This is a genomic window from Butyrivibrio sp. LB2008, assembly GCF_000621565.1.
Classification (GTDB): domain Bacteria; phylum Bacillota; class Clostridia; order Lachnospirales; family Lachnospiraceae; genus Butyrivibrio.
In genome coordinates, this window is the sequence record NZ_KK211306.1 from 409,234 (window position 1) to 427,848 (window position 18,615).

Below are 18,615 nucleotides of genomic sequence, written 5' to 3' on the forward strand. Positions count from 1 at the left end.
GGTATCTTGAGTAAACGAAAAAACTCCGGCTTTTCACCACCGAAGTTTCAAAAAATCAATCATAGCGCTATAAAGGCTACGAATTTACCATCTTCAATTTTATTACTATAAAATCCATTGTATTTATTTACTACAGCTCTTACACTCTTCATACCAAAGCCATGATTCTTAATATCTTTTTTTGTAGTAAACATATCTCCATCAATGATTTTATCTTTCATTATCGTATCATTTTCCACCCTAATCAAAAGCTGCTCTCCGCTATTTGAAACCTTAACATCTATGCCTTTTTCATCAGCTTCTACTTTTTCACACCCTTCTACAGCATTTTTTAAAAGATTGTAAAAAATCGTGCAGAGATCATAATCGCTTATGTCCTCTCTGATTTTGGGACATCCCTCATATTGAAACTTTATGTTTTTGTCTTTCATCACATTTGCCTGATCGTTAATCACTGCATCAGTAGCCATGTTGCAGGTATATTTCTTAGCTTTGTCTATTTCAACCTGTTTTTTCATGCTAGCCAGATACTCCTGCATTTTTTCAATATTGCCTTCATCAAGGTATTTTTGTAAAGCTGTAATATGCGCACGGGCATCATGCCTAAATTTTCGCACTTTTTCCTGATCTTTCTTTAGTCCGTCAAAATAATCTGATTGAGCTTTTAACATATACTGATACTTAATCTCGTCTTGCTTCATCTTGTTATTTTTCTTTACAACAAAACTTTGCCATACCATTACTATAATAAAAAGAAACAATAATCCCAGCATTGCAAAAGATATATTAATGTAAGCCTTTTGATCATACTCATTTCTTCTCACCATTTCCCATAGTGCAGGAATTATAAAAAGTCCTCCAATAAAGCTTGAAAAAATCACTCCTAATTGTGAAGTAGAAAGGTAATAATTTACCTTCTTTTTTATAATAATATTCATAAAAAAAAGATAAATCATAGGAGCAATTAAAACCAATACCTTATCCCAAAGAGGTCTTCCTACAAGTGCCCCGCATAAATAACATTTATCTTCAAACATGGCATAAAAAAACATTTTAGCCAATGTTGATAGTAAATCCATAACCACCCAAGACACTGCCATATATATAAGGCCCTTACCCCTTTTGCCTTTCTTTATTAACACCACAAAAAAAATGGAGCAAAGATTAGGAATTCCACTAAGCCATCTATCCCCTCCACTGATTTCAAAATATAAAAGGCAACATAACAACGAGAATGTAAAATAAATCGGAACAGATATTTTCTTCTTGTATATTGGAAAGTTAAATGCAATAAGAAAAAAGGAAAAGTATTTCAATAAATCTAAAAAACTATATGCTGCAGCCCATAAAAAATCCTTCATATACGCATCCCCTCATACAAATATTGTCTATAACTTCTTAGAGCAGTATCTTTATAACTTTTTCCAATCGGTATGCTTTCTTTTGTTATCAAGTTAATATAAGCACCGGATAAATTTGATATCTTATTTACATTAATAAGATATGATCTATGCACGCGAAGAAATGGCATACCTCCGAGGATGTTTTCACACTTTTTCAATGTATAAGAAGTAACAATTTTCTTTTGTATAGTGTATATATCACAATAATTTGAATCCGCTTTAAGATATATAATATCCGACTTGCGAAGATGATAGTCGCCACAATTATCCGAAAAAACCACCAATGAATCAGATATCACCCTCTTATAAACCTTTTGAAGCCTTGCATTAAAATCAATCTCCTTTATCGGCTTTTGAATGAACCCTAATGTCTTATATCCATATGCATCTCCGGCAAATTCATGATGACTTGATACAAATACTATATTTAAAACATTGGGCATCTTTTCTATTTCTTCCATCACAGACAATCCGTCGATTTCACCCATCTCAATATCCAGAAACACAAGATCTATATGCCTGTCAGTTTCCTTTAAAATTTCTTCTCCCGAATAATATGAGTAGACCTTATAACTTACATTTTTATCAATAAAAAATGAGTTGCATAACCCGATTATTTCGTTGTGCAACTCTCTATCATCATCACATATTGCAATATTGAATGTACCTATATCCATCGTGTAATCCCCCTATATTCAAGTAAATAGCTACATTTTTTAAAGATTATATCATAAATATTCCTATATAACACTTCTGTCTTATCATGGTTTTAAAATCAATTATCTATAATCACATTTCCATACACTCAAGATAACCGTAGTTTACTCAATGATATAATCGTAGCTAATCGAATTGTAATATAATGCAATCTGTCATCGCAAAACAAAAAGGAGGTATTCATTCATGTATCAATATGATATTCTTGAACTTATTTTTGGAAATAGCAATCCTTAATAGGCATTTTCCATCTATAAATCGCCAAACTCGGTCAAAAAAATATAACTTTGGCGATTTATACGCTAAAAAATGCTTATAAATCGCCAAAGTTTATTTTTCAAGTAACCTTAACCTCTATTCAATTCGACCTTCAATTCCCTTCATTCAAACTGCATCCTGTAGTACTTCTCATACAATCCGCCGGTCTTTAGAAGTTCCTTGTGGGTTCCGCGTTCTTCTATGCCGTTACTTCCAAGAACGATAATCTCGTCGGCGCCAAGGATTGTGGAAAGTCTGTGGGCAATCGTTATCGTTGTTCTTCCGACTGAGAGCTTTTCAAGGCTGTCCTGAACGTATCTCTCGCTCTCGTTGTCGAGTGCACTCGTTGCCTCGTCGAGGATAAGTATCGGAGGGTTCTTAAGGAACACTCTTGCGATGGCAATTCTCTGTTTCTGGCCACCTGACAGTCTTGCTCCTCTTTCACCGACAAGCGTGTCAAATCCATCTGACAGGGTGTTTATAAAGCCCGTAAGATCTGCTTTTTCAGCAGCTTCCCTTATCTCATCCATTGTGGCATCAGGCTTTCCGTAAGCGACGTTCTCGCGAACCGTGCCGTTAAAGAGATACACGTCCTGTTGCACAATTCCTATAAACGATCTGAGTGATCTCTGTGTTACGTCACGAATGTCAACTCCGTCTATTTTAACGCTTCCGCCCGTTACATCGTAGAATCTTGGAAGCAGTGAACAAAGTGTTGTCTTTCCGCCTCCTGAAGGGCCTACAATAGCAATATTTTTGCCCTTATCAACATGTAGACTGATATGGTCAAGAACGCTGTCTTCCTCACCGTAGGCAAAAGAAACGTCCTCATAATCAATAACACCTTCAACATGTGTAAGCTCTTTTGCCCCTTCCTTATCAACAATCTCGGGTTGTGTCTCCATAACCTCGCAGAATCTTCCAAATCCAGCAAGACCTTTCTGGAGCTGCTCCGTAAACTCAACAAGTACGTTGACCGGATTGATGAATATATTGATGTAGAGTGCATAGATTGCCATATCTTCAACCGTCATCTGTCCTTTGGCGATAAAAACGCCGCCGGCCACAATAACAGTTACAAACAACAGTCCCTCAAAGAAGTTATTTCCCGAATGGAAAAGCGCCATCTGCTTGTAATTGTCCTTCTTTGACTCAAGGAAAGCGAGGTTACTTTTGTCGAATTTCTTTTCCTCAATCTCCTCTCCGGTAAAGGACTTCACGACCTTGATTCCGCCGAGTGTATCCTGAAGGGATGAGTTGATGCCGGCAACCTTCTTCCTGTTATCTGAAAACGTAGCTCTCATCTTCCTGTTACGGCTTACGGAGAATACTGCCATAACGAGCACGACAGACACAAGACACAGCGTCATGGGCACGTTTATGCGCATCAGAAGTATGAAGGAACCGACTATTTTTACAAAAGAGATAAATATATTCTCGGGGCCGTGGTGTGCAAGCTCGGATATGTCGAATAAATCCGATACCAGCTTACTCATCATCTCGCCCGTATTGTGTGTGTCATAATATGAAAAAGAAAATGCTTCAAACCTCTCAAAGAGCTCTTTTCGCATGCCGGATTCCATCTTGGCGCCCATCATGTGTCCCCAGTAGGTCACGTACCACCTGCACAGGAATCTGATGAAATATAAGACAAGCAGCATTAGTCCGATGATCCAGATTCTTTTCATTATGATCTCAGGTTCTTCAAGAAACAGCGTCTCTCTGAGTATCCTTATGAACTGCGGAAAAACGAGGTCTATTACCGAAAGAACCGTTGCGCAGAACAAGTCAAACAAGAATACTCCGATATATGGTTTGTAATATGGTATAAATTTCTTGATAAGATCCATGATGTCTAATTCCTCTTTTTACGTAATTTACTCTGCGTGTCCTATAGCCAGATTATTGAGCCAGCGCTCTTTCTTAAGCCAGAAATGAAAAATAGTGATCTTGATAAAATCAACAAGCTTTACACATATAAAGAGCTCTATAGGACCTATATCCGTGTATTTGCCAAGGATAAGGATCATAGGAATAAGTACAATCAAAGTAACCAACGCATCTCCGTACGCTCCCATCTTGGTATCGCCGCCCGATCTTGCAACAGCCTGCTGAGCGTTGATATATACCCATATAGGCATAAATATTGACAGAACGATAACCATCCTTCTGCATATGTCTATAGCGCCGTCGCTAAGCCTTCCGTATACTACAGGTACTATAAGCGTAGTCACAAAGCCAACAAGCGTCATTACACAGCCAAAGGCAAATGCTCCGGACAAGAGCCAGCTCTTTTGCCTGCGCGCTTCTTCAAGCTTGCCTTCTCCGAGTGTCTTACCCATAATGACACTTGTAGCAGAATAAATTCCACCAAATGCTACGAAGAAGAGATTTGCGATAGCAAAACCTGCAGCCATTCCCGATACTACTTCCGCACCGCCTCTGCTGTTAAAGATAGCAGTATTTACAGTCTCCGACAATACCCATGTCATCTCACAAAAGAGCATAAGCGCTCCTTTTCTCAATATCTCTCCAAAGAGACGGAAATCAACTTTAACGCCGTCCTTTAATGCAATGGCAAAATCAGGTTTCACCTTGATATATATGCCGGCAAAGATAACAAATTCAAGTGTTCTTGCTATAACAGTCGCAACAGCCGCGCCTCTTACTCCAAGTGCCGGGAAGCCGAAGTTTCCGTAGATAAGAAGGTAATTAAACGTAGTATTTGTAAGCGTAGCGATTACAGTGACAACAAGCGGTGCCTTTACTCTTCCCATATCTCTTAATGATGTCGCTATACAGACAGAGAAGGTCATCGGAAGCCCCATCCAGAACATAATGTGGATATACTTAACCGCCTCATCAAGGATAAACGGAGCCTGGGTATTTCCTATGAGCATAAGCGACAAGACCTGTCTCGGGAAAACTCTGCAAACCAGAAAATATGGTATAAAAGCAGAAAGTCCCATAAAAATCTTGAATATAAATGCCTGCTGCATTCCTGCCTTGTCTTTTGCCCCGAAGAACTGTGTGAGGAATATTCCTCCCGACATGCAGATGGTATTGATGAATACCATGAAAATAAACAGTATCTGACCTGCAACGTTAACTCCGGACATAGAGACATCGCCAAGCCCGGATACCATGAAATTGTCAATAAGCGATACCATGTTCTGAATAAGCTGCTGAAGCATGATAGGTACCGCGATCTTTAGTGCATTTCTGTAAAAAGAAGCTTCTCCGAATAAGCTTCTTTTCTCCTTTAATATTCCGTACATAATAATTTAACCTCGTCCACTCAATAAGAACAAAAAATAACGTAAAAAAGTTTTGGCAATTCTAATACAAATTTGTATATAAATCGCCAAAACTCTCTCATGCAAATAACATTGGAAAACGCCTATATTTCAGGCATTATCGTAGCTTTTATCAATTACTCAACCGTAACAACCTTAGCAAGGTTCCTTGGCTTATCAACATCAAATCCCTTTGTATATGATGTGTAATAAGCTATGAGCTGCATAACTACAGCTGCAGGGAACGGCATGAACTTATCATCCATCTCGGGAAGAATAAATGTATCATCCTCAGGGATATTCATATCCTTATAAAGAGATTCTCTTGTGATAAGTATCATACTTGCACCACGTGATTGAACCTCTCTGATATTGGAGTATTCCTTTGATGCAAGTGCACTCTGAGTAACAAGTGCCACTACAGGTATTCCGTCTGTAATAAGAGCAATTGTTCCATGTTTAAGCTCACCTGATGCGTATGCTTCCGAATGAACATATGAAATTTCTTTAAGTTTCAGCGAACCTTCAAGAAGAAGTGAATAATCAAGTCCTCTACCGATCATGAATGCATTCTCTGCAAGGAGAAACTTGCTTGTCATCTTCTTTACGAATTCTTTTTTCTCTAAAATCTGTTCAATAACTTCAGGAACTCTCTGAAGTTCATTCAAATACTCGCTAACCTCTTCTTCTGAAACAAGTCCGTTAAGTCTTGCCGCATGAATTGCAAGAAGATAGAAAACAGATAACTGGCTTGTGAAAGCCTTGGTACTTGCAACCGCGATCTCAGGGCCTGCGTGAGTATAAATGCAGTAATCACTGATATCTGCAATTGTTGAGCCCTTTACATTGACTATAGAAAGGACCTTCGCCCCCTTCTTTCTGGCATACTTGATAGCCTCGATGGTATCTACGGTCTCACCTGACTGTGATACAGCTATAACAAGAGTACCGGGCTTAATAACCGGATCGTTGTATGTAAATTCAGAAGCTACCGCAACATCAGTGTGCATATTTGCAAGTGAATGGAAAAGCTGCTGACCTATAAGGCCTGCATGCATAGCTGTTCCACATGCGATAACCACAATATTCTGATTCTCTCTGAAGAAGGAATTGGGAATTCCCTCTGCTTCAAAAGATATTTTTCCGTTGACGATGTGAGGTGCGATTGTATCCTTAATGGCATCGGGCTGCTCATGGATCTCTTTTTCCATATAGAATGCGTATCCGCCCTTGCCGCCACGACTTGTATCCCAGTCGATAGTCATGAGCTGAAGAGGAACCTCATGTCTCTTCTCATCGTGAACAACAATTCCCTTAGCTGAAAGACATGCAACCTGATATTCGGGAAGGAATGCGTATTCCTTTGCATGTACGCCAAGCGCTGCAACGTCAGAGGCAAGCAGTGCTCCGTGCTCAGTCATTGCAACAACGATAGGGCTAACATTTCTGATCGCATATATCTTACCCGGCTGATCTGCGAAAAGAACCGCAAAAGCAAATGTTCCCTTAAGTTTAGAAACAAGCTCTCTCAATGCCTTCTCAGGATCTCCGTCATACAAGCAATTCAAAACTGCTGCAGCTACTTCAGTATCTGTCTCTGAAATAAGCTTGCCCTTAAGATCGTACTCTTTTACGAGTTCCTTGTAATTCTCGATAATTCCATTATGTACAAGTGTAATTCTTCCATTCTGATGAGGATGAGCATTCTCATCACTGACTCCACCATGTGTAGCCCAACGTGTATGTCCTATTCCGGCACAAGCCTCATCTGTAAGACCGGCACATACTTCTCTTAACTTGGAAACTCTTCCTGCAACCTTATTTACAACAGGTCCGTTTGCTCCCTCGGGAAAAAGTGCTACACCCGCACTGTCATATCCTCTATATTCCAAAAGCTCCAATGAATCAAGTAAGATATCCTTTGTGCTCTTTTTACCTATATAACCAATAATTCCGCACATAACCTCTCCAATCAACTTTAATCTCTTTTTTCTTATAATAAAGTACTTATACAAGCACTATAAAAGCCAATGCCTTATTATAAAAGTTTGTTGCTTTTTAGTCAAATTTGACATCGCGGCCTCAGTCATGTAAAATTTCAAGGAATTATGATTAGTATAAAGAATTTAAAAAAGAAAAACTTAATATTGGTAACAGGTGTACTTTTTGCAACTTCGCTGGCAGTCTGCGGAGCAGGAATGGCAACGGGTGAGATTGATATCTCAGCTACCGAGGATTCGATTATCGCTGCAACACAGGCAGTTTCGATCATGCCGGAAAATACTGAAGCATCCACTGCAGGATCTTCAGATCAGGTTATCCTTCCTGAAGAGCAAGTTGATCCAACTGCTGTTGTACCGTATGAAGCTCCTGCGGATATGTACGCAACAGCTACCGTGAACGTAAGAAGCGGTGCAGGAACAGAATTTGAAAAAATCGGAAAGCTCGCATGGGGAACCCCTATTAAAGTATCGGGCGAAACAGGCAACGGTTGGTATGAAGTAGCATATAAAGACGGATTGGGATATGTCAGCAAGGAATATGTATCTACAGCAATCCCCGGAGTGCCTTTTCTTTTTGTCGGCGATTCAAGAACAGTTCAGATGAAAACTGCTGTCGGCTCAACCGACAAAGCATATGTAGCCAAGGTTGGTGAAGGCTACAGTTGGTTCAAGAACAGTGCTCTTCCTCAGATTCCCAATTACGCAGGAAACGGCACCACAATGATCATCAACTTCGGTGTAAACGATCTTGCAAATGCATCCAAATACATCAAACTTGTAAACAGCAATATTGATGCATGGACTGCTGCCGGAATCAAGGTTTACTACGCAGCCGTTACTCCGGTAAAGAACTGCAAGACAGTTTCCAATGACCAGATAGAACGTTTCAATGCAAAGCTTAAGTCTCAGCTTGATCCCAGAATCACCTGGATTGATGGCTATTCTTATTTGAAGCAGAACGGCTTCTCAACAGGGGACGGACTCCACTACAACAACTCAACCTACAAGAGTCTCTACTCCTACTACATGTCAGTAATCGATGCATAAAGCTTAATGAAGGCTGTCACATTTGTGGCAGCCTTTTCTGATGCACATGTGCGAAAGTGCGGGGGGCTGTGAGTCACCGTAAGGATATAAGGCGGATTTTCGCAGGGTTGCATATGTTGATATTCAAGGCATAAAAAGGCTTCTTAATTCATTCTTCGCTCCAAAACTCGCCCATAAATATGGGCTCAAACAGTTGGAGCGAGGACAGAATGAATTAAGAAGCCTTTTTACGCTCTTGAATATGGCAACATATGTAAATGCTGCGAAAATCCGCCTTATATCCTTACGGTGACGCCGCAGGCATGCACATTTCCACAATGAATAGCCTCATCTCCCCTAAAAATCCACATAGTTTTTTTCTTCTCAAACAAAAAAATCAGCAACCATGCGGTTCTGAAACATCATTCCGCATAACTGCTGATTTCCTACTCTAAGCTGCTGACGGGAATCGAACCCGTGACCTCCGCACTACCAATGCGACGCACTACCGACTGTGCTACAACAGCGCATGCCCTAAAGCACGATGTTTATTATAACAATCATAAATAACGGTGTCAATCAGAATATATAGTAATAAGGAGTGTATAATAAGAAGCTCAATGAACATGAAGTACTGCACCCTTCACCATGTGGCTATAAGGTGGATTTTCGAAGCCTTTACAGATGTTGCCATATTCAAGAGCAATAAAAAAACTGAACTTTTCATTCTGCCCTCGCTCCAACTGTCTGAGCCCATCTATGGGCGAGTTTTGGAGCGAAGAATGAAAAGTTCAGTTTTTTATTGCCTTGAATATCAACATCTGTAACCGCGAGAAAATCCACCTTATAGCCACATGGTGAAGCCCCCCGCAGTATTTCACATCATCAATTCATCGATAAGGTATCTGTAGATCTCTTCGTTCTTTTTTTGCCATTTATCGCATATTGCCTGGGCAATCTCTTCTGTTGGGACAGGAATTGCGATATCGATTATACTCTTTCCGTTCTCTATGGCTACAAGGTGCGTAGTATACTCCTTGTCTCCGGTCTTGCTGTAATCGCCGACTATCGATGACTCATTTCTGAACTTCAGACTGTTTGCCTTTAGGAACTCATCGGCCTGCTGCTTTATTGCAGGATTTATCCTATCGCCAAAAAACTTGAGCGTCTCTTCTCCTTCAGCGGTGATTTCAAGAAAAGTTCTGTTCACCACAGTTTTTTCAACAATAAGTTCAGACGAAACAAGCTCAGCAAATACTTCCTGAAGCGTCAAAAATGTTGTATATTCTTTTTCCAATATAAAGTCATAGATCTGCGACTTGCTAAGAGGCACTTCGCAGCGCTTTAGCATGTACAGAACAATCATTTTGTATAAAGTAAGATACCGTGAGCTCACAATGTTGCCTCCAAAAAATAAGTATTACCGGTGCAATATCACATTCTCAGATGTGAGCTTTTACTGCCGCTGAAATGACATCCGCTACTCTCTCATCAAAAGCTGCAGGAAGGATATTCTCATCGTTAAGCTCATCATCCGGGATAAGTCCTGCAAGTGCAGTTGCAGCCGCAAGCTTCATCTCTTCTGTAATCTGCTTAGCTCTTCCTTCCAGTGCGCCGCGGAAGATTCCGGGGAATACAAGAACGTTATTAACCTGGTTGGGGAAGTCACTTCTTCCTGTTCCTATAACCCTTACTCCTGCTTCTTTTGCAACATCGGGCATGATCTCGGGAACGGGATTTGCCATAGCGAACATAATCGCATCCTTGTTCATTCCCTGAGCCATTTCTTTTGTCACGATTCCGGGAGCTGAAACTCCGACAAATACGTCTGCTCCTTTAAGAGCATCTGCAAGAGTTCCGTTCTCCTGATCGGGATTTGTCACATCCATCATCTTTTCCTGCATCCAGTTAAGATCGGGTGATGACTTACTGAGAATTCCGGATTTATCGCACATAATTACTTTCTTGAATCCATAGCGAAGAAGAAGCTTTGTGATAGCTATTCCGGCGCTTCCCGCACCATTTACAACAACCTTACAGTCTTCTTTCTTCTTGCCTACAACCTTAAGTCCGTTGATAACACCTGCAAGAACTACGATTGCCGTTCCGTGCTGGTCATCATGGAATACCGGGATATCAAGAATCTCTTTTAATCTCTCTTCAATCTCAAAACATCTGGGCGCGGAAATATCCTCAAGGTTGATTCCGCCAAATCCGGGTGCAAGATATGTAACTGCCTTAATTATCTCTTCTGTGTCCTGAGTATCCAGGCAGATAGGCACTGCATTAACGCCTCCAAACTCCTTAAAAAGAACTGCTTTTCCTTCCATAACAGGCATAGCTGCATATGGTCCGATATTGCCAAGTCCGAGAACCGCACTTCCGTCCGAAACAACAGCGATAGTATTTGACTTTATCGTGTACTTGTAAGCAAGCTCCTTGTCCTCTGCTATGAGCTTACAAGGTTCTGCAACTCCTGGTGTATATGCTATCGCAAGGTCCTCTTTTGATTTCACTTCAGCTTTTGAAAGTGTCTCAAGCTTCCCCTGCCATTCCTCATGCATTTTAAGTGCTTTTTCAGCGTTAGTCATAATATTGCTCCTCTCTTGATCAAAACTCTTTTCCAACTATACTGTAAGCAAACGAAACAAATTCTTTTCGTCTGTCCGTATCAATGTATTTAAAGACATCATATATCTTCTTGTGCCCTCCACCTGTATTCTCAAGTCCGAGCGCAAGCCCCAATGCCGATATCTCATCCTGCGCATCAACCTGTCTTGAGAACATGAGCGCATCTATGTAACCGTTTTTCTCCATCTTGGTATAAGCATAAGCAAATGCCGCTGCCTGTACGTCTTCTCCGGATGTGGACGAATAGCCTATCTCACTCAATATTATTGAGCGCACATTGCCGGAATTATCCCTCATGGAGTCTTTCTGCATATAATTCGTAAGCACCTCGATGTTATCCATCGTGATAGTAGGTGTTGTTTCTGTATGATTTACATATTTTGAAGCATTCCAAAATGCTGTATTTCCGTTCGGAAAAGAATACGGATGAGCAGCAAGTCCCCAGTCTATATTGCCGTATTTCGCTATCGACGAGGAAAAAATATCAAGAACATCCTTAGCGTCATAATCGCCTGTTTTTTCCGTATTATATGTCCAGCGCTGGTCGATAGGTATATAAACCTTTGCTCCGGCATTCTCAGACATTATAGCATTGTAAAAGACTCTGAAAGCTCTTGTAAATGCCGCTGTATAAGTATTCACATCGGTATTGGCCATGTAATTGTATTCTTTTCTGGCATTAACCTCATTTGCAATGATCCACATGCTGACATTGCCATGCCCTGTTCCCGAATATCTTCCTGCCAAAAAACTTCCTATTGCCGCAAGTGCCTTGACACCGCCTTCATCGGACGCATTAAACATATAATAAGGTGCCGACGATCCGCTTCTGGCATTTGGATGCGTGATCTCGGGATATGTGGAGGGATTCGCATCATTTAATATGATAGCGGCTATATCTATCCCCATATCATTGAGCTTCTTAAACAGATTATCATAATCATTCATAATCTGTGAATTAAAATGATATTTAACTCCGCAATATTCATACTCTATTCCGCCGGAAGTCGTAAGAATATGCGAAAGAGGAATATTATAAGAGCAATAATTAACCCCAAGATCCGGCAATTCGGAAAGTCTAAGCGGATGAGGCAGGATCCCCTTTATAGACCTGTGCTTCATTCCACTGTAATTATGTCTTGCGCAGGCATTGGGATTATTTATGTATTTGGGATGACTTACAATAATATAACTGTCATCTTTTTTTACCGCGATTGAAAATTTGGAAAATAATCGCGTATCAGCGGACTCCTTCTTGAGATTAAGCTTAAACGAAGCTTCCTCTCCCTTATATGTCTTTTCTATAGGCTCTGCACCCTCAGCAATCTCATCCTCATAAGTTGCCTGTTCAAAAAGATAATAATATTTGTCATCACTTCCCGGTATTCCGTTAGAAGTTGCTTCTATCTGTATTTTTTCCCCATCTACAATGGCACAATTGTTTATGCTTGCAAATTCTGCCGTATTCTCAGGGGTAAGTTCAACGGTTTCAGGTCTCTGCGAAAGAGCCTCTGAAACTCTTCTGCCTGCTCCGATTATATGATTTATAATGTCCGGATTGACATTTAGCTCCTTACTTACATTTTGAGGTGTTTCATTTGCCAGTTTGGTCGCCTTAACATACGGACCTGATTCCGACAAAGAACTCCTTCCATGCAGGTTCTTTATTAAGCCAACAATTATAACAGTAAAATAAACAAGCGCAGCGGCTGTAACTATTCCTGTAAGAACTATCAGTCTTCTGTTTCGCCGGATTCTTTGATTTCTTTTTCCTCCCCGCCCGGTTCGCATCTTGCGCTTTTTTTTCTTCATCAATCTTCCTTTTTCGTTCTATTTTTCAACTTCTTCATATGTTCCTTTATCTTGAGCTCATATCCGTTTCCTGTCGGATTATAAAATTCCTTGCCGTTAAGTTCATAAGGCAAATACTGTTGTTCTACATAATGATCCGGATAATCATGAGCATACTTGTATCCAATTCCATGTCCAAGCTTAGCTGCTGATTTGTAATGTGCATCCTGAAGGTGCGAAGGAATAGGAAGATTCCCTGTTTCCCTGAGTGTGCTCTGCGCCTTCTCTATCGCAAGATAAGCGGCGTTACTCTTAGGTGCCGTAGCAATATAACTTGCCGCCTGAGACAGCGTTATCCTGGCTTCCGGCATTCCAAGTCTCTCAACTGCAAGTGAAGCTGCAACTGCCACCTGCAATGCTTGCGGATCTGCGTTTCCGACATCTTCCGAAGCGCATACCATCATTCGCCTTACTATGAATTTAGGGTCTTCTCCGGCATCAAGCATTCTTGCAAGATAATAAACTGCGGCATCCGGATCCGAACCTCTCATACTCTTTATAAACGCCGATATGGTGTCATAGTGGTTGTCGCCGTCCTTATCATATCTGGCAACCTTCCTCTGTATGCACTCTTCCGCAACTTCTTTGGTTATGTGAATGAGTCCGTCGCTGCTTCGCTCTGTTGTCATAACGCCAAGTTCAATGGCATTAAGAGCATGTCTTGCATCTCCGTCAGAAAGATCTGCAAGAAAATCTGCAGCCTCAGGTTCAAGAACAGCATTATAACCGCCCATCCCCCTCTCTTTATCAGTAACGGCGCGGTTTAAAAGAACTTTGATATCTTCAACCGTAAGCGGTTTGAGCTCAAACACGACCGACCTTGAAATAAGAGCCCCGTTCACCTCAAAGTAAGGATTTTCCGTAGTTGCACCGATAAGGATCACAGTCCCGTCCTCAACAAACGGAAGAAGGTAGTCCTGCTGCCCCTTATTGAATCTGTGAATCTCATCTATAAAAAGAATGGTCTTCTTTCCGTACATTCCAAGGTTATCCTTAGCCTTGTTTACGACTTCTTCCATATCTTTTTTGCCCGCTATAGTAGCATTTATCTGGGTAAACTCAGCTTTCGTGGTACCCGCGATAACTTTAGCAAGCGTAGTCTTTCCGGTTCCGGGGGGTCCGTACAGGATTATGGAACTTAATTTATCTGCCTGAATCGCACGATAAAGAAGCTTGTCTTTAGCAATGATATGCTGCTGTCCAACCACCTCATCCAAGGTTCTTGGGCGCATTCTTGCGGCAAGCGGAGACTCTTTATCCATGTTGTTTTCACGCATATACTCAAACAAATCCATAACATTTAAGATTTTACTATTTTTCCCCCAAAAAATAAAGCTACGAAAAAATTATCTATACACAGATATCTCCATTTAGTAACATTATTTTGAAAAAGTCAAAAGCGCCGTGGTTGGTGAAAGGGTATGGAAATATGGTATAGGCAACTTCAGGGACGCTTTCGCTTCATTGTGCTCGTAGCGGTACTAAAATCCTAAAAGACAGGATTTAAGTACCGACGAGCACAAAGACCCGTTCAGTTGTCTATACCATATTTCCATACCCAATTTACAAAACGAGCTTTTGACGGCATTTTAAAAAAATTTCTGTAAAGTATTGACCTTCCAGTTTGTGGAAGGTGTATTTTTCTTTTATCAACAAGCTGATCGGGGCGATGGAGAGATATTTATGAAGATTAGTCAGGTGGAGGAACTGGTTGGGATTACCAAGAAGAATATCCGGTTTTATGAGGAGCAGGGGCTTCTTTCGCCGGAGAGGGATCCGGAGAATGGGTATAGGGAGTATTCTCTTAAGGATGTTGATGAGCTTATGAAGATTAAGTTCTTAAGAAAGCTCTCCGTTCCTCTGGAGGACATTCGCAAGGTTCAGGAAAAAGAGCTTTCGCTGGGCATGTGTCTTGAGAAACAGAGCGGCAATTTAAAAAGTGAGATCACGTCCTTAGAGAGCGCGATTGAGCTGTGTGATTCCGTAAAGGACAAGAATCCTGACTATTCTGATTTTAAAGCAGAGGAATATCTCGAAGAAATGCATAAGATCGAAGAAAGGGGTGGAAAGTTCATGAATGTATCCAAAACAGACGTCAAAAAAAAGAAACTGGGCGCTCTGTTGGCAGCTGCAGTAATTTTGGCAATGATGGTCGCTTACTTACTCTTCTTCCTTACAGTAGGTGTAAGCGGCGGAACTCCGATGCCTCTGTTCATTGTTATCATGTTTGTAGGCATTGCTGTAATAGTTGGTTGTATTTTTGCATTAAGACAAAGGTTTAAGGAAATCGAAGGAGGAGAAGAAGATGAAGCTAGTAAGTATTGATACTATTCCCGGAGCAGAGATTGAGGCTCTCGGACTCGTGAAAGGAACTGTTGTACAGTCCAAGAATTTAGGAAGAGATTTTATGGCTGGAATGAAGACTCTCGTTGGTGGTGAGATCAAAGGCTATACAGAAATGCTCACAGAAGCCAGGCAAATTGCCACAAAGCGTATGGTTGACGAAGCCACAAGCCTTGGCGCCGATGCAATCGTCGGCGTACGCTACGGCTCATCCGCAGTCATGCAGGGTGCAGCAGAAATCGTCGCATACGGAACTGCAGTGAAGATTAGGTGATAGATGCCTTTAATAAATCTCGGGCGCGTGGACAGGGGCGTGGAAATGCTTGTGGTCGGCTGCGCAGTGATTTTCATGGCAAAAAAAGAAACGAAAATGCTTCCTTTCGACGTTGCTCAGAGAAGTCAGCATTTTCGTTTCTTTTTTTACCTGAAAATCATCTTGCTCGTCCGAAAACTGCACATTTTCCACGCCCCTGCCCACGCGCCCGAGATTTATTAAAGGCTGCCACACTGATTGTTCAGTGCAACAGCCCATGTTCTACTGCTCTATTGTTATGCCTTCGGCGTTCATTGTAATCGTAATATCTCCATCACGGGTAATATATGTTTCTACCCCCTTATTATCCAGTAATCCTACTGTTTCGGCATCTTCGTGGTCTTTTTTGCTTGCTGTGATTATTGCGTACTTGGGATTGACGCGGTTCAAGAATTCATCGAGGTTTTTCTTGAAACGGCCGTGGTGTGGCATTTTGAGGACATCGCATTCAAGGCCGTCTGTTGAGATAAGCTCATTAATGCGCTCTTCTTCGGCATCTCCGGTGAACAGCATTGTCTTGTCGGCGCACTGTACTTTGATCGCGAGGGATGAATTGTTGCTTAAACTGCTCTTATAATTCACCGCTTCGGGCGGATATATGGTATATACGACTCCGTCCTCTTTAAAAGAAATAACATCTTTTACGATAAGGTCTTTATAGCCTTTTTCCTTGAGTGCTTTGTAATATTCGGTTATATCATCCGAGTCCTTTGAAAGATATGTGGTGTAGACCTTTCCGACATTTTTACTTCGGATTATCTGGTCGGCGCCGCCAATGTGGTCTTTGTCAAAATGGGTGATTATGATCTCATCTATGGTATCAATCCCCTGCTCATCGATAAGTTCAAGGAAATTGTCACCTTTTTTCTCGGTTGCCGTATCTATTACAACAGTATGATTTGCAGTCCTTAAAAGAAAAGCATCTGCCTTTCCGCATTTAAATGCTGTGATCGTGATCTCCGAATCGGGATCGGGTGTAAGATTTTTACTCGCTTCATCCGCATAGACTTCTTCCGCCGTATCATCGCCCGGCTGAAGCGCGTTGGAATTTCTGTTGCATGAAGCAGTTGAAAAAATTGTTGCTATCATAGTTAAAGCTACTACCAGTTTATTTTTCATATGTCCCCCTTTATCCCGTCTTCCTGTAGTATCTTATATTAAAGTATCAGCATTTTACCATATTCTGCAAAATGCGTACCATTATAAAGTTTATAGTTCATACCTTAAATATACCTAAATATCATCAAAGCCGGTAAAAAATCTCATCACACTTTTTATTAAGCATATTAAGCACTCTCTTTTTATCAAGGCTCCAAAGCGGCGCTACGAGAAGGCGTCTGGGGCCATCGCCGGTCATTCTGTGCACTACGGTCTCCCCGGGTAAAAGAGCTACGCACTCACGCACAAGATCCGTATACTCCTCCATTGACATAACAGGAAACGGCTCACGTACAAATTCATCATATATCGAAGTTCCTTTTAGTATCTGAAGATTCTGAATCTTTATACCGTCAAGTACAGGTGTCAGATTCGCAAGATACTTAACCGTCTCTAGCATATCCCCTTTTGTCTCACCCGGAAGCCCCAGGATAATATGCACTATAACCGTTATGCCATTTTCTTTGAGCCTTTTATACGCATCTTCAAAAACTCTAAGCTCATATCCTCTGTCTACTCTGCGTGCTGTCTCTTCATGTATAGTCTGAAGTCCAAGTTCCACCCAGACAGGCTTCTTTTTATTAAGAGCTGCAAGCATCTCCATTACGTCATCTCCAAGGCAGTCAGGTCTTGTTCCCAGGGACAATATCCTGACATCATCTCTGTCTATGGTCTCATTATAGAGCCTAGCCAGTCTTTCCACATCGCCATAGGTATTCGTATAGGACTGAAAGTATGCGATGAAGCTCTTTGCATCGGTCTTTTGCCGGATTCTTGATTTGGCATCCTCAATCTGCACATCTATAGGTGCGATCTGCGCCGCAAACTCACCCGAACCCTGCTCTGAGCAAAAAGTGCATCCCTTTGTAAGCTTTTTTCCGTCAGGAGTAACGATGGAGCCGTCCCTGTTGGGGCATGTACATCCTGACGAGAGGGAAAGTCTGTATATCTTTTCTCCATAAATTTCTTTTAAATAAGCTGAAAGCTTTCTTGGCATGATTTATCTCCCGGAAAAAATAAGCAGGTGCCTTATCCAAAACACCTGCTCGCATAATAATTTTTTGATTATCCAAGGAAGCCTATATCAGATACTATAGGTAATTCTTTTGCCTTTCCTTTAAGTGTATTTATAAAACCTATGACTCTTATTATAAGTAAGATTACATTTACAATAGGTGAAACCACCCATCCCACAAAAGGAATTATCATGATGGCCAAAGAAATAATTGTTGCCACTTCGAGCATTGCTCCGTTCTTCGCATGGAATCTTGCGAAAGGTGAATTGTTCACCAAAAGAGCAACTATCATTCCCATCAAGCCTGTATATGCAAGTACCGCAAATAACTTATTATCGGCAATATCGCGTGCATCATACTCTGCAGTATGATCCTTGGGATCAAACTCCACATACTGAGACGAAAACTGATTAAAACTTCCGTTCTGATTGAACCCCTGCTGCATCTGAGCTCCATTAGCATCCTGTGGAGCAGCGTTCTGGTCACCTGTCTGATTCTGGCTTGCTGTATCCAAAGAAAAGCCACATTTTTCGCAGAATTTTACGTCATCTGCCAACTCTTTCCCACAATTAGGACAAATTTTCATTCAAATTACCTCCT

The 18,615-nt window shown here is 41.2% G+C and carries 15 protein-coding genes and 1 tRNA gene; 3 read left to right on the top strand and 13 right to left on the bottom strand.

Annotated elements, in window-relative coordinates; all coding sequences use genetic code 11:
- Positions 1 to 59: 59 nt before the first annotated feature.
- From T356_RS0114400 to glmS, 5 genes are all read right to left on the bottom strand, one after another.
- Positions 60 to 1,361 carry a sensor histidine kinase gene (locus tag T356_RS0114400; RefSeq protein ID WP_026515089.1) on the bottom strand — a complete coding sequence of 434 codons (1,302 nt, stop codon included), beginning with the start codon at positions 1,359 to 1,361 and terminating at the stop codon, positions 60 to 62.
- Positions 1,358 to 2,080 carry a LytR/AlgR family response regulator transcription factor gene (locus tag T356_RS0114405; RefSeq protein WP_026515090.1) on the bottom strand — a complete coding sequence of 241 codons (723 nt, stop codon included), beginning with the start codon at positions 2,078 to 2,080 and terminating at the stop codon, positions 1,358 to 1,360. The genes T356_RS0114400 and T356_RS0114405 overlap by 4 nt, the downstream gene beginning before the upstream one ends.
- A 420-nt stretch (positions 2,081 to 2,500) precedes the next feature.
- A complete protein-coding gene (locus T356_RS0114410) occupies positions 2,501 to 4,228 on the bottom strand; it encodes an ABC transporter ATP-binding protein (protein ID WP_026515091.1) in 1,728 nt (575 codons plus the stop codon).
- A 27-nt stretch (positions 4,229 to 4,255) separates the two neighbouring features.
- The gene (locus T356_RS0114415; RefSeq protein ID WP_026515092.1) at positions 4,256 to 5,656 is read right to left on the bottom strand and encodes an MATE family efflux transporter; all 1,401 of its coding nucleotides are present in this window, start codon (positions 5,654 to 5,656) and stop codon (positions 4,256 to 4,258) included.
- Between the two features lie 155 nt (positions 5,657 to 5,811).
- Entirely contained in the window at positions 5,812 to 7,635 is a 1,824-nt protein-coding gene (glmS, locus tag T356_RS0114420) for a glutamine--fructose-6-phosphate transaminase (isomerizing) (RefSeq protein ID WP_026515093.1), read from the bottom strand.
- 147 nt (positions 7,636 to 7,782) lie between these two features.
- Here glmS and T356_RS0114425 point away from each other — a divergent pair, with 147 nt between their 5' ends.
- Entirely contained in the window at positions 7,783 to 8,724 is a 942-nt protein-coding gene (locus T356_RS0114425; protein WP_026515094.1) for an SH3 domain-containing protein, read from the top strand.
- Between the two features lie 433 nt (positions 8,725 to 9,157).
- On the opposite strand, the gene T356_RS0114430 is transcribed toward T356_RS0114425, so the two are convergent.
- The 5 genes from T356_RS0114430 to T356_RS0114450 form a co-directional block, all read right to left on the bottom strand.
- A tRNA-Thr gene (locus tag T356_RS0114430) sits at positions 9,158 to 9,230 on the bottom strand.
- Between the two features lie 350 nt (positions 9,231 to 9,580).
- The gene (locus T356_RS0114435) at positions 9,581 to 10,099 is read right to left on the bottom strand and encodes a DUF4364 family protein (protein WP_026515095.1); all 519 of its coding nucleotides are present in this window, start codon (positions 10,097 to 10,099) and stop codon (positions 9,581 to 9,583) included.
- 46 nt (positions 10,100 to 10,145) lie between these two features.
- Positions 10,146 to 11,294: an NAD(P)-dependent malic enzyme gene (locus T356_RS0114440; protein WP_026515096.1), complete on the bottom strand. Its 1,149-nt coding sequence runs from the start codon at positions 11,292 to 11,294 to the stop codon at positions 10,146 to 10,148.
- 19 nt (positions 11,295 to 11,313) lie between these two features.
- Complete coding sequence (locus tag T356_RS0114445) at positions 11,314 to 13,146, bottom strand: DUF5722 domain-containing protein (RefSeq protein WP_026515097.1); 1,833 nt, start codon at positions 13,144 to 13,146, stop codon at positions 11,314 to 11,316.
- Positions 13,146 to 14,480: a replication-associated recombination protein A gene (locus T356_RS0114450; RefSeq protein WP_026515098.1), complete on the bottom strand. Its 1,335-nt coding sequence runs from the start codon at positions 14,478 to 14,480 to the stop codon at positions 13,146 to 13,148. The genes T356_RS0114445 and T356_RS0114450 overlap by 1 nt, the downstream gene beginning before the upstream one ends.
- Before the next feature lie 388 nt (positions 14,481 to 14,868).
- On the opposite strand from T356_RS0114450, the gene T356_RS0114455 reads away from it, so the two are divergent.
- Positions 14,869 to 15,510 (top strand): MerR family transcriptional regulator, encoded by a 642-nt coding sequence (locus tag T356_RS0114455; RefSeq protein WP_026515099.1) that lies wholly within the window; start codon positions 14,869 to 14,871, stop codon positions 15,508 to 15,510.
- Positions 15,491 to 15,802 carry a YbjQ family protein gene (locus T356_RS0114460; RefSeq protein WP_026515100.1) on the top strand — a complete coding sequence of 104 codons (312 nt, stop codon included), beginning with the start codon at positions 15,491 to 15,493 and terminating at the stop codon, positions 15,800 to 15,802. The genes T356_RS0114455 and T356_RS0114460 overlap by 20 nt, the downstream gene beginning before the upstream one ends.
- A gap of 261 nt (positions 15,803 to 16,063) precedes the next feature.
- Here T356_RS0114460 and T356_RS0114470 read toward each other — a convergent pair whose 3' ends face one another.
- The 3 genes from T356_RS0114470 to T356_RS0114480 form a co-directional block, all read right to left on the bottom strand.
- A complete protein-coding gene (locus T356_RS0114470; protein ID WP_026515102.1) occupies positions 16,064 to 16,960 on the bottom strand; it encodes a ComEC/Rec2 family competence protein in 897 nt (298 codons plus the stop codon).
- Between the two features lie 124 nt (positions 16,961 to 17,084).
- Complete coding sequence (locus tag T356_RS0114475) at positions 17,085 to 17,996, bottom strand: TIGR01212 family radical SAM protein (protein ID WP_035781200.1); 912 nt, start codon at positions 17,994 to 17,996, stop codon at positions 17,085 to 17,087.
- A gap of 68 nt (positions 17,997 to 18,064) precedes the next feature.
- Positions 18,065 to 18,601 (bottom strand): DUF4870 domain-containing protein, encoded by a 537-nt coding sequence (locus T356_RS0114480; protein ID WP_026515104.1) that lies wholly within the window; start codon positions 18,599 to 18,601, stop codon positions 18,065 to 18,067.
- Positions 18,602 to 18,615 lie beyond the last annotated feature (14 nt).

Excerpts from the sequence above, each read along its gene's own strand:
- T356_RS0114400 (WP_026515089.1), bottom strand. The coding sequence starts at position 1,361 with ATGAAGGATTTTTTATGGGCTGCAGCATATAGTTTTTTAGATTTATTG.
- T356_RS0114405 (WP_026515090.1), bottom strand. The coding sequence starts at position 2,080 with ATGGATATAGGTACATTCAATATTGCAATATGTGATGATGATAGAGAG.
- T356_RS0114410 (WP_026515091.1), bottom strand. The coding sequence starts at position 4,228 with ATGGATCTTATCAAGAAATTTATACCATATTACAAACCATATATCGGA.
- T356_RS0114415 (WP_026515092.1), bottom strand. The coding sequence starts at position 5,656 with ATGTACGGAATATTAAAGGAGAAAAGAAGCTTATTCGGAGAAGCTTCT.
- glmS (WP_026515093.1), bottom strand. The coding sequence starts at position 7,635 with ATGTGCGGAATTATTGGTTATATAGGTAAAAAGAGCACAAAGGATATC.
- T356_RS0114425 (WP_026515094.1), top strand. The coding sequence starts at position 7,783 with ATGATTAGTATAAAGAATTTAAAAAAGAAAAACTTAATATTGGTAACA.
- T356_RS0114440 (WP_026515096.1), bottom strand. The coding sequence starts at position 11,294 with ATGACTAACGCTGAAAAAGCACTTAAAATGCATGAGGAATGGCAGGGG.
- T356_RS0114445 (WP_026515097.1), bottom strand. The coding sequence starts at position 13,146 with ATGAAGAAAAAAAAGCGCAAGATGCGAACCGGGCGGGGAGGAAAAAGA.
- T356_RS0114450 (WP_026515098.1), bottom strand. The coding sequence starts at position 14,480 with ATGGATTTGTTTGAGTATATGCGTGAAAACAACATGGATAAAGAGTCT.
- T356_RS0114455 (WP_026515099.1), top strand. The coding sequence starts at position 14,869 with ATGAAGATTAGTCAGGTGGAGGAACTGGTTGGGATTACCAAGAAGAAT.
- T356_RS0114460 (WP_026515100.1), top strand. The coding sequence starts at position 15,491 with ATGAAGCTAGTAAGTATTGATACTATTCCCGGAGCAGAGATTGAGGCT.
- T356_RS0114470 (WP_026515102.1), bottom strand. The coding sequence starts at position 16,960 with ATGAAAAATAAACTGGTAGTAGCTTTAACTATGATAGCAACAATTTTT.
- T356_RS0114475 (WP_035781200.1), bottom strand. The coding sequence starts at position 17,996 with ATGCCAAGAAAGCTTTCAGCTTATTTAAAAGAAATTTATGGAGAAAAG.
- T356_RS0114480 (WP_026515104.1), bottom strand. The coding sequence starts at position 18,601 with ATGAAAATTTGTCCTAATTGTGGGAAAGAGTTGGCAGATGACGTAAAA.